We start from the raw sequence: 14564 nt of genomic DNA, 5'->3' as shown, positions 1-14564 counted from the left end.
GCGTTCAGGCCCCCGCGCTCGGCGGGCGGGTCGAGGCCATGCCCAGGCTGCCGACGCCGACCTTGGAGCACAGGTCCAGCACCTGCATGATCTGGTCGTACTGCACCGCCCTGTCGCCGCGCAGGATCACCGGAAGGTCCGGCGTCGAGGCGATCGAGGCGCGCAGCTCCTGCTCCAGCTCGGCCATCGAGACGGGAACGGCGTCGATCGACACCGTGCCGTCGTTGGCGACCGCGATGACCCGCGACTTGGGCTGATCCAGCACCTGGGAGGCAGAGGCCGACGGCAGATCGACCTGGATGCCCTGCACCGCCGCCGTGGTCAGCAGGATGAAGATGATCAGCAGCACGAAGGTCAGGTCGACCAGCGGCGTGATGTTGATCTCGTTATAGGGTTTCTTGCCCTGAACCTGCATGGGTCAGCGCTCCCCTATTCCGCCGCGAGGGCGGCGGCAGGAGCGTCCTGCCAGGTTTCGGCGATGCGCTTTTCCAGCTCGTCGACGAAGATCTGGTTGTCGGCGGTGACGTCCTCGACCCGGCTCAGCAGGTAGTTGTAGCCGAACAGGGCCGGGATCGCGACGGCCAGACCGGCGACGGTGGCCAGCAGGGCCGCGGCGATGCCGGGGGCGATGGCGTTGATGTTGACCTCGCCCGCCGCCGCCACCGAGGCGAAGGTGATCATGACGCCCAGAACCGTGCCCAGCAGGCCGATGAAGGGGCCGCCCGAGATGGCGATGGTCAGCAGCACCATCCACTTGTTCAGCTTCTGGCTCTCGCGCACCTGACCGGCGTCCAGCGCCGAACGGATGGCCGCGATCGACTGCGGACGAATGGCGAAGCGGCTGCCCGACGCCTTGCCCTCGGCGAGACGCATGCCGAGTTCCTGACGACCGATCTGATAGAGACGCGCCAGAGGCGAGTCCTGGGCCAGGCTGGCCGGCAGGGCGCCGAGACCGTCATGGCCGTTCGAAGCATGCGCCACCTCCCGGTAAACGTTCAGGAACTCTTCGTTGGCGCGCGTGGTGCGACCCAGCATCAGCCCTTTGGAGATCATGACCCAGACGGCCAGGGCCAGCATGAAGCCCAGGATGATGATGACCACCCAGGCGTCGACCGTCAGCGCCTTGAACAGGATGCCGAAATAGTTGTGGCCGCCGCTCTCGGTCTGTTCGGCCGTGTCGAAGGTCAGCAGCTTGGCTCCCTGCCCCTCGCTGGCGGCCGCCAGCTGGAAGGCGGCCTGCGGCAGGGCGACGCCCGCCACGCGGAACTCGTCGATCTCGCCGACGAAGCCTTGACCCAGGACCGCAGGGCCGGTCGCCAGCGCGCCCGCGACCTCGCCGGCCGGCTGACCGTTGACGAACAGGCTCGACTTCTGGCCGTCGTTGACCAACGCGACATGAGCCCAGGTTCCGGCCGGCAGAGCCGCGCCCGCGCTACGTTGACCCGCGGCGTCGAGGAACAGGGTCGCGCCTTCCGAAATCAGGCTGAGGCCCGGCAGACCCAGCAGTTGACCGTCCGAACCGGGCTTGACCCAGAAGCTGACCGAGACCGGCCCCTGGGCGAAGGCTTCGGCCGGAACCGACACGGCGGAAGCGCCATCCAGCGTCAGGCTCTGACCGATCAGGCCGCCCGTATTGCGCCCTTCGCCGCCGACGCCGTTCAGGCCGTTGCTGGTGGCGTCCTGCGGCGCGCCCGCGCCGTCGAAGTGCCAGACCAGCTTGTAGTCGGCGCCGAAAGTTCCGGCGGCGTTCTGCCCGGCTTCAGCCTTCTCATTGCCATAGTAGGCGTAGATGGCCGAGGCGGCGCCCGGCTTCAGGTTCGACACGTCCACCCAGACCAGGGCCTGCTGCTCGGCGGGCGCCCACTTCTCGATGTGGAAGGCCAGCGGCGTGCGGTCGTCGCCCGCCACGAAGCGCAGGTCCGAGCCGTCCGCCTTGACGTCGGCGAAGTCGAAATTGCCAGTGTGCAGACGGATCAGGACGGGGGCGCGAGCCACTTCGCCCGTCACGCCCGCCGCCTGAGCGTTCAGGTTGATCTTGGTTCGATAGGCGTAGTCCGCCTGCCACCAGCCCGCCGCAGCCGCCGGGGCCGCGGCCCCGATCAGCACGGTGGCGGCGAGGCCGCCGAGCAGCCCCTTCTTGGTCATCGTCAAAGCCATCAGAATTCCCCCCAGATGCGGAAGCGAACGGAAACCAGGCCCGCATCGCGGCCCGGCATGGAGATCAGGGGCGTGCCGACATCGACGGCCCCGTTGAGGTAGCGGAACAGACGCACCCGGCCGCCCAGACCGGCGCTCATCAGCAGGCGCTCTTCCTTCTGACCCGGCAGCGGGTCGTGGATTCCGGCGAAGCCCGCGTCCCAGAAACCGTAGAGGCGTAGCTCTTCCACGCCCGGCCAGTCGGAAAGCAGCGGCGGCGAACGCAGCTCCAGCTGCGTGGCCAGGCCGTAGTCGCCCATGGCCTCGCTCTCGCGATAGGCGCGCACCGAGCTCTGGCCGCCGATGCCGAACTGCTCGTTGGAGATCAGCGGACGATCGGTCCACTGAGCTGATATCTTCGCCATCAACTGCAGGTCGTGGATCACCTCCTCGGTATGCGAGGCGTCCAGCTTGACCGCGAAGAAGCTCTGGCGGGCGTTGTAGCGCTTGGCGTCGAACGCCCATTTGTCGTCGCCCAGTCCCCGCACGCCCATGACAGCGCCCAGGGTCAGGTCGCTACGACGCCCCTCCCCGCTCCAGTCGCCGCGCCACGAGGCCATGGCGGGGAAATACTCGATCGGCGCAGCGGCGCGGTCCGAGCCCAGGATCACGTCTTCCTTGAAGCTCTTCCAGTCGAAGCCGAGCGTCAGCGAATGATAGAAGCCCTCGCCGCCGCCCAGGGCGCGGATCAGGCGCAGACCCGCCAGGTCGCCCTTGCCGATGACATTGGTGCCGCCGACCACGGCGATGTCGCTGTTGGAATGGACCGCATAGGCCAGCAACTGCGCGCCGCCGCCCAGACGCATCAGATAGTTGCCGGAATAGACGGTGCCGTCCGTGGTCCGTTCGGGCGCCGTTTGCGCCGACAGGCTGAGGCTGTCGCCGCGCCCCCACAGATTATCGTGCCGCAGCGTCGCCGCCGTCCGCAGCTGCGTCGTCGAGGCGCTGGAGTAGTTGTTCAGCTCCAGCGAGCCATGCCACGGCGAGCTTTCTTCGACCGCCAGCACCACGTCCAGCGTGCCCGGCGCCACGCCCGCGCGCAGTTCCGGCGTCACCCGCCGCGTGGGGTTCTGGTTCAACGCCACCACGTCGCGCTGGAAGTCCGGCAGGTTCGGCGTCTGGCCCGGCGTCAGCGAGGACGCCTGGGCGCGCACGGCGTCCGGGTTCTTCGCCCCTTCGACCACCACCTGACCGATGGCCTGCTCGGCCACCTCCAGCATCAGGACGCCGCCCTCGACCGACTGCTCGGGAATGAAGACCGAAACAGCGATGAAGCCGCGCGCCTCATAGACGGCCTGAAGCGCGGCGCGCGCCGCCTCCACGTCATCCGAGGTCCGCCCCGGTCCCATGAAGGGATAGACCGCCCGCTCGACCACATCCGGCGGCAGCACCGTATTGCCCTTCACCTGAAAGGCGCGAACATCGAAGCGCGTCGCGTCCTGAGCGGCGGCGGGCGCCGCCTGAACCGCCATCGCCGCGGCCAGCGCCAGAGCGCCGGCCGCGCCCGCAAGCGCGCGTTGTTTCCTGTAAACCTGCATCCATCCCCCGTGACGGTCGGAGGCCGAAGCCGCCGACGCCTCGCATTCGGTCGTCAGAGGAGAGACACCCGCAGCGGAAACAGGCGCAAAGATTTAGCGTGAAGATTTCGCGACGTTTTCCAGTCGCCTATGCGCCAGTTCGTCAGGTCACGACGACGACATCACCCGGCAGGCGGGCGGCGCGGACGCCATAGGCCAGCTTCATCTGGTCAATGACCTGATCGATGCGGTCGGTATGGAAGGCCCCGTTGACGCGGCGGTTTCTGAGACGCGGATCGGCGATGACGATGCGCCCTGCGCGATAACGGTTGATCTCCTCGATCACATCGCCCAGCCGCTGATCGCGGAAGACCAGCAGACCCTGCCGCCAGGCCGCCTCTTCCGCCAGATCGATCGGCGCCGGCGCCTGTAGACGCTTGCGATCATAGGTCACGCTGTGATGCGCCGGCAGAGCCGCCGCCTGCCCGCCGGAGGACACGCGCGCCGCCCCTTCGAGACAAGAAATCCGAACCTCGCCGCCCAAGCATCGCAGCGACAGCCGCGCCTGGGTCGTCGTCGTCTGGCCGCCGTCGGCGAAGATGAAGACGGGCGCGTCACGCGCTTCGACCGTCACCACCGCCTCGCCGGTGAGCAACTCGAACGCGCCCGGCCCGGCCTGCGGGCGCAGGGCGATGCGCGTCAGGGTGTTCAACTCGGCGGACACGCCTTCGGCCAGAACCACACGGCGTGTTTCCCCCTTGGCGGTCTCGAAATCGGCCGGCGGCGGCGAAAAACGGGTCGCGCCTGAACGCAACGCCACGATCGACACCCCCGCCGCCGACGCCGCCACCGCCCCGCCGATCACCATGCGTCGGCTGAGGCCGCGTGTCGGGGACAGGGGACGCCTCGCCGTTTCCACTCGCAATTCGGCCGCCGCCCGCCGCGCCATGCCGTGCAGCCGCGCGGCCTGAACGAAGGCCGCCTCATGACGCGGATCGCTCCGGCGCCAGACGGCTAGGTCCAAGGCGTCGCCCTGCGTCGCCTCGCCCGCCATCAGACGGCGAACCCAGGCCTGGGCCTGTTCGGCGACCGCGTCGCTCACGTCCTGCTCCCGCCGTTCATATCCGGCCTCCGAGGCGCTCCTGTAATTCATGACACGCCATCCGCCGAACGGCGCAAGGATATGACCTTGGGTTGAGCCAATTTCTTCTGCAGCGCCTCGGTCGCCAGCTTCAGTTCATGCTGCACCGTCCGCTGCGCCACGCCGTGCCGCTGCGCGATCTCGGCCGTGGACAGCCCGTCCAGCCAGGCGGCGGTGCAGATGGCTCGCCGGCGCGACGACATTCCGGCCATCGTCGCCTTGACCGTCGCCAGATCCGACCGTGCCTCCACGACGGCGGACGGGTCAGGCGTTTCATCCGCCACATCCAGCAGGGCCGCCACCTCGTCGAACCCCAGCAGTCGCCGGTCCCGTCGCCGGGCGTTGGCGGCGATGTTCAGCGCCATGCGGAACAGATAGGCCGTCGGATGCCGCACCTCGTCCTGAGGTCCGCTGTTCGACAGCTTCACATAGGCGTCCTGCAGGGCGTCCCGCGCCTGCTCTCGCGAGCCGAGCCTGGCGCTGAGGCCCGTCAGCAAGGTCTCGTATTTCTCGACCAGATGTCCCCGCAGGCGCGCAGCGGCGTCCATAGCCATCACAATCGCCTCATGCCCCGGCCCGCGCTTCGCCCGCCCTGGTCGAAGCGGCGTATCGCAAGGGCACGATCAGATCGATCGCGCCCGGCAGGGTCGCCGGCAGCCCCGGCAACGGCTCGGCGCGTCTCAAGGTCTGCAAGGCGGCGGCGTCCAGCGGCGCGACGCCGGAACTGGTCTCGATCCAGGCGTCCATCACTCGGCCGTCCCTCTGGACGATCAGGCCGACCCTCACCACGCCGGTCGGGCGCGCCGCCGTCAGCGCCGCCGGATAGGCGTGAAACCGCGCCAGATGGCTTTCCACCCGTCGGTAGTAGTCGGACATGACGCCGGGATCCGGCGTAGCGGCGGCCCGGCTGGCCTCGGCGCCGCTCGCGGCCTGCATCGGCGCGGCGTTCGTGGCCTCTGTGGGGGCGACCGACGCCACGTTCCGGTCGACAACGGCCGTCCTCGCCGCGCCTACGGACCTTTCAGCGCTCAGGGCTTCGCCTGATGTCATTCGGCTTACGTCAACCAGTTCAATAGCGATGGCGCGGGGCTGAATCATCTGCGTCTCCGCCCCCTGCGGCGGCGCCGAAGTCGTCAAAAGCACCGCCGCCGCCCCGCCGTGCAGGGCCGCCGACGTCGCCGCGCCAAGGAGCCAGTTTCGCGTCATGGGTGGAGGTCGAGCCGTCAGAGCCGCTGTGACGCCCCCTCCCTAAACCGCGACCCGCGACAGAACGGTGACGCTGGTATGTCAGCGCCTCTGCCGAACACGAAACTGGATTCGCATGGGTTGCGGCAGGTCTGCAGGCGGCGCCGGAAAAACCGCATGCTTCACCAGAGCCAGAAACCGCTCATCGCGTCCGGCATCGCCGGATGCCGCCAGGGCTTCCACCCGCTGGGCGGCACCGTCCTCCTTAACCCACAGCCGCACGCTCAGGGCATAGTCGCCCTCGGAAAGGACGGCGTCCTGGCGCAAGGCCTCGATCACCTGTCGCTGGACGGCCTCAGCGTACGCTCGGGCTTCGACGCTCGCCCCTGCCCGCCCCACCACCGGCGCCGCCGTCGCGGTGATCGGATTCAACGTCACCGCCGAGGTCGAGCCGGCGTAGATCACCACCGCTCCAGCCGAGGTGAAACGCGCCGATAGGCCCGTACCTGCCAACATCAGGGCCAGCGCCTCGCGCGGCTCCATGGCCCCCGCCACCGGCGCCGAGCGCCGTCCGGCCGCCAAGGCGCTGTCATAGAGCATCTGCAGTCCCGTCGAGACGGAGAACGCCGCCAGCGCCTGATCCAGCGGCTGCGCAGCAATCTCGAAACGACGCGTCGAATCGACTTGGCTGGCCGCCAAGGCCTCACCGCTGCTCGAAAAGATCAGCGCAAGGAAGGCAACAGAGCCGAAGAACGCCATCCCGAATCGCAACATCGTTCTTCCCCTTCCCCGTCTGCACCAACTTTGATCGGATACGCGGCCAGGTCCACGTCCTAGTCGCCGACAAGCCGATTTCGGCCCAATTGAATTTATTCGCCAACGATCAGCCCTGCCGCCTTGCCGACGCTGGCTGCGGCCGCACCTCGGACAACCAAAGCGTTTCTCGCGATTGACTTGAGCAGCCCCCCCTCTATGGCTTGAATAACGAAGCGAAGGGGCGTTGGAATGCAAGGCGAGGCTTCGGCTTCCTACGAAAAAACCGCCGAGGCCCACGCTATCCTGCTGAATGATCCGTCGTTTCAGTTCGACCGCGCCAATTTCGACCCGCCGCAGACTCCCGGCTGGCTGCGCTGGATCGGCGAGACGTTGCAGTTCCTGGCGCCGGTGCTGAAATGGGTGTTCTGGATCGGGCTGGCCCTGCTGGCGGGGCTGATCCTCTACGCCATCGTGCGCGAGATCCTGCGACTGCGGAAACCCGCCGCCAAGCCTGACAAGCCAGCGACGCCGGTCGAAGCCGACTGGCGTCCGGACGTTCAGGCGGCCCGCGACCTGCTGGCCGAGGCCGACGCCCTGGCCGCGCGCGGACAATACGCCGACGCCGCCCATCTGTTGTTGCTGCGCAGCGTGCAGGACATTGAAAAACGCCAGCCGCGCGCGCTGCGGGTGTCGCTGACCGCGCGCGAGATCGCCCGCCTGAAAGCCTTGCCCGAGGCGGCGCGCCCCGCCTTTGAACGAATCGGCCGCGTGGTCGAACGCAGCCTGTTCGGCGGCGCCGACGTGGACGCCCAGGATTTCGCCGACTGTCGCCAGGCCTATGAGGCCTTCGCCCTGCCCGAAGGCTGGCGCGCATGAGCCGCTCCGCCATAGCGGCCGGGAACGCCTTTTCCCCCGTCGTCCTCATCAGCCTGCTGCTGGTCAGCGTCGTGGCCCTGGCCGGACTGGGCGTGCTGTCGGCCTATGCGCCCGAACTGAAGTCCGGCGACGACGGCGGCGGCCACGCCCTGTCGCGCAGCTCGACCGGTTTCGGCGCAATGCCGGTCCTGCTGCGAAATCTCGGCGTGCCGGTGACGATGAGCCGGGGCCGCCTGACGCCTTCCTCGGACGAAAGCCTGCTGGTCCTGACGCCGCCGCCCGGCGCCCCGCCCGAGCAGATCGACGACATCAACCATGCCGGCGCGACCCTGATCGTCCTGCCCAAGTGGAGCGCGACGCCCGACCCCAAGCACCCTGGCTGGGTTCGCACGACGGGCCTGCTGCCCGACCAGGCCTCGCTGGCGCCGCTGAGCGAGCACCTGCGCCAGGGCGCCCGCCTGCAATCGCGCGACGGCCGCGCGAGCGTCGGCTTGAAACGCCCTGACGGCACGCCCTTCGGCGCGCCGGTGGATGTCGATGCGCTGAAGACCTTGTCCGGCCCCGACTGGGTTCCTGTCGTGACGGACGATCGGGGTCGCCCCGTTCTGGCCATGCACGCGACCACGCGAGTCTATGTGCTGGCCGACGCCGACCTGCTCAGCACCCACGGGCTAAAGACGCTGAATGGCGCGCGCACGGCCATCGCCCTGCTGGACGTCGTGCGGGCGAAGGACGCGCCGGTCATCTTCGACCTGACGCTGCACGGGATGCAGCGCACGCGCAGCCTGTTGCGGCTGATGCTGGAGCCGCCGCTGCTGGGCATGACGCTGGTGCTGGCGGCGCTGGCGGTCTTCGCCGGCTATCAGGCCGTCGTGCGTTTCGGCCCCGCGCGCGAGAGCGGCCGCGTCATCGCCCTGGGCAAGCGCGGGTTGGCCGACAATACGGCGGGGCTGGTGCGGCTGGCCCGGCGCGAGCATCACATGGCCGCGCCCTACGCCCTGCTGACCCGCGCCGCCGTCGTCCGCGCCATCGGCGCCCCGCGCCGCCTGAGCGAGGACGAACTCGACGCCTTCCTCGATCGCGTCAGCCGGACCACCGGCGCGCACGCGACCTATTCCGCCCTGGCCGATCAGGCCAGGACGGCCAAGACCCCAGGCGACCTGATGCGGGTCGCCGCCGCCCTCTATCGCTGGAACCAGGAGCTGACCCGTGCACGTCAATGAGGTGAAGACGATCGCCGAGCGCATCCGCGCCGAGATCGCCAAGGCCGTGGTGGGCCAGGACGGCGCCGTCGACCTGTTGCTGACCGCCCTGTTCGCGGGCGGCCACGTCCTGCTGGAAGGCCCGCCCGGCACGGCCAAGACCCTGCTGGCCCACAGCTTCGCCCGTTCAGTCGGGCTGGACTACGGCCGCATCCAGTTCACGCCGGATCTGATGCCGGGCGATATCCTGGGGTCGAACCTGTTCAACTTCCAGACCTCCAGCTTCACCCTGACGCGCGGGCCGATCTTCTGCGAACTGCTGCTGGCGGACGAGATCAACCGCACGCCGCCCAAGACCCAGGCCGCCCTGCTGGAAGCCATGCAGGAGCGCAACATCACCATCGACGGCCAGGCCCATGCGCTGAGCCCGCGCTTCACCGTCGTCGCCACCCAGAACCCGATCGAGCAGCAGGGCACCTATCCCCTGCCCGAGGCGCAGCTGGACCGCTTCCTGTTCAAGCACGTCCTCGACTACCCCGACCTGGAGCAGGAGCGCGCCATCATCGCCGCCCACGGGTCGCGCACCGGGCAGATGGATCCCGTGGCCCTGGGCGTCGAGACCGTGGCCGAAGGCGCCGCCATCGCCGCCGCCGTGGACGCCGTGGCTCAAGTGCGGCTGACGGATGAGGTCGTCGGCTATATCGCCGCCCTGGTGCGGGCCACGCGCGATTCCGCCGATGTGGAGACGGGCGCCTCGCCGCGCGCCGGGGCCATGCTGGCCGTCGCCGCCCGCGCCCGCGCCGCCCTGGACGGGCGCGACTACGTCATTCCCGACGACGTGAAGGCGTTGGCGATCCCGGCCCTGCGTCACCGCCTGGTGCTGTCGCCCGCGGCCGAGATCGAAGGCCGTCGCGTCGAGCAGGTGCTGGCCGGCCTGGTGGATCAGGTGGCGGCGCCCCGGTGATCTATCCGACCCGACGTGCGGTGACGGTCCTGGCGGCGGGAGCGCCCGTCGCCCTGCTGGCGGGCGTGCTGACGCCTGTCGGCTGGCTGGTCGGTCCGGTCTGGATCGCCGGCGTCGTGCTGCTGTTCGCGGCGGATGCCCTGCTGACCGGCTCGCGCTCTAGCCTGACGCTGGACCCGCCCGAGCCGGTGCGCGCCGCCGTCGGACGACCGGGCCTGGTCGGACTGACAGCGCGCTTCGCCGCGCAGGGCCGCGCGCCGCACGAGGTCGAAGCCGCCCTGTCGGGCGAGGCCAAACTGGGCGTGGATGACGCCCCGCGTCAGGCCGCGGTGCATGGCCATGTCGCCTCCCTCGCCTTCCCCTTCACGCCCGAACGACGCGGCGACGCAGGCCTGCATGAGCTTTGGATACGCTGGCGCGGCCCGATGGGTATGGCCTGGAAGCAGAAGACGTTCCGTCTGGATCTGTCGGCGCCGGTGCTGACCGACCTGCAGTGGGTGCGCGATCAGGCGGTGCGCCTGTTCGCCCGCGACGCCCTGTTCGGAACCAAGGCCCAGTTGGACATCGGCGAAGGCGCCGAATTCCAGGCCTTGCGCGACTTTCAGCCCGGCATGGACCGACGCGCCATCGACTGGAAGCAGTCGGCCCGCCACGCCGCCCTGTTGGCCAAGGAATTCCGCACCGAGCGCAACCACAACGTCATCATGGCCCTGGACTGCGGACGCGCCGCCTGCGAGCCGGTCGGCGTCATGCCGCGCGTGGACCGCTTCATCCACGCGGCCCTGCTGCTGTCCTACGCCTGCCTGCGCTCGGGCGACCGGGCGGGTCTGTTCGCCTTCGATTCCCGGCCGCGCCTGTCGACCGGCGCCGTCGGCGGCATGAACGCCTTCCGCACCCTGCAGACCGTCGTCGGCCGGGTCGATTATTCGACGCACGAGACCAACTACACCCTGGCCCTGGCCACCCTGTCGGGACAGCTCCAGCGCCGATCCCTGATCGTGGTCTTCACCGACTTCACCGATTCCACCGCCGCGGAACTGATGATCGAATCTCTGGGTCGGCTGCTGAAACGCCACCTGGTGCTGTTCGTCGTCCTGCGCGACGAGGAGTTGGAGGCCCTGGTCGCCGCCGCGCCGGAAACGGCCGAGGACGTGTCGCGCGCCGTCGTCGCCGCCAGCCTGCTGCGCGAACGCGAGACGGTCATCAGCCGCCTGCGCCGCATGGGCGCCCACATCGTCGACGCCCCCGCCGATCAGGTCGGGCCCGAGGCGGTCAACGCCTATCTGGACCTGAAGCGGAGGGATCTGCTGTGACCGACGCCCCCCTGCTGAAAAGCCAGCGCTTCCGCCAGGCGCGGGAAGACGACTGGCGCCGCCTGGAGCGGTTGATGGACAAGGCTGAAAAAGGTTCGGCGTCCAAACTGACCGATGAAGAGATCCTGGCCGTGCCCGTGCTGTACCGCTCAACCCTGTCGGCCCTGTCGGTGGCGCGCGAGACCTCGCTGGACCAGGGGCTGATCGACTATCTGGAGACGTTGTCGGCGCGGGCCTACTTCTTCGTCTACGGCTCGCGGGCGACCGTGCGCGACCGGCTGAACGCCTTCTTCCGTCATGACTGGCCCGCCTCGGTCAAAGGCCTGTGGCGCGAGACCCTGGTATCCGCCGCCCTGATGCTGCTCGGCGCCGTGGTCGGCGGCTGGCTGGTGATGCACGATCCCGAATGGTTCTACGCCTTCGTGCCGGGCGATCTGGCGGGCGGACGCGATCCAGGCGCTTCGACCGCCACCCTGCGCGCCACCTTGGACGGGACAGGGAGCGCCGACGGCCTGTCGGTGTTCGCGGCCTTCCTGTTCACCCACAACGCCAAGGTCGCCCTGTTCGCCTTCGCGCTGGGCTTCGCCCTGTGCCTGCCGACCGGATTGCTGGTCCTCTACAACGGCGCGACGCTGGGCGCCTTCTTCGCCCTGTTCGCCAGCCGCGGCCTGGGGGTCGAGTTGGGCGGCTGGCTGCTGATTCACGGCGTAACCGAGCTGTTCGCAGTCATCCTGGCCGGCGCTGCGGGACTGAAAATCGGCTGGGCCGTCGCCTTCCCCGGCCGGGCGCACCGACTGGACGCCGCCGTTCAAGCCGGACGAACCGCCGGCGTGGTCATGGGCGGGGTCATCGTCATGCTGCTGCTCGCCGGTCTGCTGGAGGGCTTCGGGCGGCAACTGATCGCCGACACCGGCCTGCGCTACGCCGTGGCGGGCGTGACGGCCCTGATCTGGGGGCTCTACTTCTATGGTCCGAGACGGGAGACGTTTCGTGTCCGCTGACGCCGCAAGGATCGACAAGACCGAGCGCCCCTTCATCACGCCCGAGGGCGTCGACCTGCGTCTGAACATCGGCGACGCCGGGCAAAGGGCGGCGGCCTTCCTGCTGGACGCCGGAATCATCATCGGCGTGCTGATCGCTTTCACCCTGGCCCTGATCTTCACCGGCGTCGGCGCCATAGGCGCGGCCGGACAGGCGGGGGCGGAACTGGTCGCCGTGCTGTGGCTGGCGGTCTTCTTCCTGCTGAGGAACTTCTACTTCACCGCCTTCGAGCTGTCGGCCGCCGCCGCCACGCCCGGCAAACGGGCGATGGGCCTACGCGTCGCCTCACGCGACGGCGGGCGACTGCGGGCGGAATCGGTGTTTGCGCGCAACGCCATGCGCGAGCTGGAGGTCTTCCTGCCGCTGTCCCTTCTAGTGACGCAGGCGGGTCAGGGCGGAGTCGACAGCTGGATGTATCTGCTGGCCTTCCTCTGGGCGGCGATTTTCGTCTTCTTCCCCCTGTTCAACCGCGACCGCCTGCGCCTGGGCGACCTGGTCGGCGGCACCTGGGTGGTGCGCACGCCGCGCCGCAAGCTGACCCGCGACATGGCCGATGACGGGTCGGAACAACTGGCGAGATATGACTTCACCCTGGCGCAGTTGGACGCCTATGGAGCCAAGGAGCTGCACGTCCTGGAATCCGTCCTGCGCACCGGCGAGCGTAGAACCATGCGCGCCGTCGCCGACCGCATCATGGGCAAGATCGGATGGTCGCGCGATCCGCACCAGACGGACCGCGACTTCCTCAGCGCCTATTATGCCGCCGTGCGTGGGCGACTGGAGCAGAAGCTGCTGATGGGCGTGCGGCGTCGCGACAAGCACGACGTCTGACGCCGCGGGCCGTCAGTCGAACACGGCGGCCAGGGCCTCAGGCCCCGCTCCTTCCTTGACGGTCCGCAGTTCGTAATAGAGCGCCGCCACCCCGGCCGAAGCGACCACCGCCGACAGGATGTTGACCACCACGCCGGACGCCGTATTGACCCATAGGTTCGGGCTGCCGTCGAGGAAGCCGCCGCCGGTCGCCAGACCGAGCGCGCCGACCGCCGCCCCGATGATCCACGACAGGATCACATAGATGACCATCAGGCCGAACACGTTCCAGCGATAACCGCGCGTCAGGTCGCGACTGCGTTGCAGGCTCTCGAGCACGCCTCGCTTCTCGACCACCACGGCGGGCGAGGCGACCGACCACATCACCGAAAGGATCACGCCCGGCACGATCAGGGCCAGATAACCCAGTCCCGCGCCCAGCGCGGCGATGATGGCCAGCCCCAGCAGCGGCAGAAACATCTTTACGCCGACATCAAACGCTTGGCCAAAGGAGGTCGCCTTGCCGTTGAAGCCGTTGACCGCCGCCTTCACCACCATGCCCTGAAGCATGTAAAGCCCCACCAGATAGAACACCCAGCCCGCCGCCATCGTCAGGAATCCGACGGCGGCGCCGCCGGTGACGGCCGTGCCCTGGCCCAGCCCCATGACGGCGCTGGGCGCCCCGACCATGACCGTCGACGCGCCGAAAAAGATCGCTGCGTTTTCTCGAATAGCCGTGAAGGTGCGCTGGATCACACGCCCGAGGTCGAACTGGCCGCCCCGGCTGGCGGCCTGCCCCGTCCAGGTCGGCGGAGCGACCGCCTGAAGTATGAAGATCTCGGTCGCCTGCAGATCCGCGCCAGGCACGAAATCGACCTTCTGCCCGCGCTTTGGCGGCAAGGGTGTCCGCACCTGCGTAGCATTGAACAGATAGCGCGCCGTATCGTCGCCCAGGATCGCTCCCATCCCGGTTGCCTGATCGAATGTCAGAACCTCACCACGCATGATCATGCCCCCGAATGCTCTCACATCCGGCCTATCGATGTAGCAGCGGATTGACCAGAGCTTTCATGCCCCAATGCACGTCCGGCATGGCCGCCCCGTGTTTATGGATGAAGGGCAGCGAAACCACGTTCTTCAACTGATGAAGCGCCGCATCCTCAATGAGCAAGTGCTCCGGATCTTCGATCATGTGTCATGCGACGTGGTCGTCTCTCTTCTTACGTATGGTCCTATCGGACCGTCGTAGCGCCTGTGTCATCGCCGCGTCGAAACGCGATCTGGTAGGCGCGGCTCAAGAGGGGGCTTTCGATCCGACCTGTTCTATCGCCTGAACGTCGTGCGATTGCGGATGCCCCCGCTGCGCGTAAGGCGAGATGATATCCTTCCGCTGTTCGCGCATTTCCTGTCGGCCCGAAAGCAGGGGGCGGAGATGGACGCTTTGCAGGCCCGGATGGGCCTGAGGCCCAGAGCCATGCGCGAACGGTGAAGCCTGGTGAACACCCATTCGACACGATGCTGTTAGCGCTGGATCAGGCGCAGACAGCAGAAAGCCCCGAGGCG

Annotated in this window: 15 protein-coding genes; 6 read left to right on the top strand and 9 right to left on the bottom strand. The window is 68.6% G+C overall.

What is annotated here, in order from left to right; genetic code table 11:
* Window positions 1–4: 4 nt before the first annotated feature.
* The 7 genes from B3D50_RS01615 to B3D50_RS01585 all read right to left on the bottom strand — a co-directional run bounded on the left by B3D50_RS01615 (window position 5) and on the right by B3D50_RS01585 (window position 6813).
* Window positions 5–415, bottom strand: a complete 411-nt coding sequence (locus B3D50_RS01615) for an ExbD/TolR family protein (RefSeq protein ID WP_269300627.1) — start codon at window positions 413–415, stop codon at window positions 5–7.
* 14 nt (window positions 416–429) lie between these two features.
* On the bottom strand, window positions 430–2157 hold the full coding sequence (locus B3D50_RS01610; protein WP_286949119.1) for a DUF2341 domain-containing protein: 1728 nt from the start codon (window positions 2155–2157) through the stop codon (window positions 430–432).
* Window positions 2157–3734, bottom strand: a complete 1578-nt coding sequence (locus B3D50_RS01605; RefSeq protein WP_286949118.1) for a ShlB/FhaC/HecB family hemolysin secretion/activation protein — start codon at window positions 3732–3734, stop codon at window positions 2157–2159. Before B3D50_RS01605 ends, B3D50_RS01610 begins: the two co-directional genes overlap by 1 nt.
* Window positions 3735–3876: 142 nt before the next feature.
* Window positions 3877–4815: a FecR family protein gene (locus B3D50_RS01600; RefSeq protein WP_286949117.1), complete on the bottom strand. Its 939-nt coding sequence runs from the start codon at window positions 4813–4815 to the stop codon at window positions 3877–3879.
* Window positions 4816–4862: 47 nt separating this feature from the next.
* Complete coding sequence (locus B3D50_RS01595) at window positions 4863–5408, bottom strand: RNA polymerase sigma factor (protein WP_269300631.1); 546 nt, start codon at window positions 5406–5408, stop codon at window positions 4863–4865.
* Window positions 5409–5418: 10 nt separating this feature from the next.
* Window positions 5419–5832: a TonB family protein gene (locus B3D50_RS01590; RefSeq protein WP_286949116.1), complete on the bottom strand. Its 414-nt coding sequence runs from the start codon at window positions 5830–5832 to the stop codon at window positions 5419–5421.
* Between the two features lie 309 nt (window positions 5833–6141).
* The gene (locus B3D50_RS01585; RefSeq protein WP_286949115.1) at window positions 6142–6813 is read right to left on the bottom strand and encodes a secretin and TonB N-terminal domain-containing protein; all 672 of its coding nucleotides are present in this window, start codon (window positions 6811–6813) and stop codon (window positions 6142–6144) included.
* A 231-nt stretch (window positions 6814–7044) separates the two neighbouring features.
* Here B3D50_RS01585 and B3D50_RS01580 point away from each other — a divergent pair, with 231 nt between their 5' ends.
* Genes B3D50_RS01580 through B3D50_RS01555 form a run of 6 tightly spaced genes read left to right on the top strand, consistent with a single transcriptional unit; the run spans window position 7045 to window position 13022 of the window.
* Window positions 7045–7671 (top strand): DUF4129 domain-containing protein, encoded by a 627-nt coding sequence (locus B3D50_RS01580; protein ID WP_286949113.1) that lies wholly within the window; start codon window positions 7045–7047, stop codon window positions 7669–7671.
* Window positions 7668–8894, top strand: coding sequence for a DUF4350 domain-containing protein (locus B3D50_RS01575; RefSeq protein WP_286949112.1), 1227 nt, complete (start codon window positions 7668–7670; stop codon window positions 8892–8894). Before B3D50_RS01580 ends, B3D50_RS01575 begins: the two co-directional genes overlap by 4 nt.
* Window positions 8881–9837, top strand: a complete 957-nt coding sequence (locus B3D50_RS01570; RefSeq protein ID WP_286949111.1) for an AAA family ATPase — start codon at window positions 8881–8883, stop codon at window positions 9835–9837. The genes B3D50_RS01575 and B3D50_RS01570 overlap by 14 nt, the downstream gene beginning before the upstream one ends.
* Window positions 9834–11150: a DUF58 domain-containing protein gene (locus B3D50_RS01565; protein WP_286949110.1), complete on the top strand. Its 1317-nt coding sequence runs from the start codon at window positions 9834–9836 to the stop codon at window positions 11148–11150. Before B3D50_RS01570 ends, B3D50_RS01565 begins: the two co-directional genes overlap by 4 nt.
* Entirely contained in the window at window positions 11147–12151 is a 1005-nt protein-coding gene (locus B3D50_RS01560) for a stage II sporulation protein M (RefSeq protein ID WP_286949109.1), read from the top strand. The genes B3D50_RS01565 and B3D50_RS01560 overlap by 4 nt, the downstream gene beginning before the upstream one ends.
* Entirely contained in the window at window positions 12141–13022 is an 882-nt protein-coding gene (locus B3D50_RS01555) for an RDD family protein (RefSeq protein WP_286949108.1), read from the top strand. The genes B3D50_RS01560 and B3D50_RS01555 overlap by 11 nt, the downstream gene beginning before the upstream one ends.
* 12 nt (window positions 13023–13034) lie before the next feature.
* Here the strand turns inward: B3D50_RS01555 and B3D50_RS01550 are convergent, their stop codons facing one another.
* Together B3D50_RS01550 and B3D50_RS01545 are read right to left on the bottom strand one after the other, a co-directional pair.
* Window positions 13035–13967 carry a hypothetical protein gene (locus B3D50_RS01550; protein WP_286949107.1) on the bottom strand — a complete coding sequence of 311 codons (933 nt, stop codon included), beginning with the start codon at window positions 13965–13967 and terminating at the stop codon, window positions 13035–13037.
* A 70-nt stretch (window positions 13968–14037) separates the two neighbouring features.
* On the bottom strand, window positions 14038–14193 hold the full coding sequence (locus B3D50_RS01545; RefSeq protein ID WP_286949106.1) for an RtcB family protein: 156 nt from the start codon (window positions 14191–14193) through the stop codon (window positions 14038–14040).
* Window positions 14194–14564 lie beyond the last annotated feature (371 nt).

Origin of the sequence: Brevundimonas sp. UBA7507, from assembly GCF_002478355.1 — a bacterium.
Classification (GTDB): Bacteria; Pseudomonadota; Alphaproteobacteria; order Caulobacterales; family Caulobacteraceae; genus Brevundimonas; species Brevundimonas diminuta_D.
This window is presented reverse-complemented; position numbering and strand designations above follow the sequence as displayed.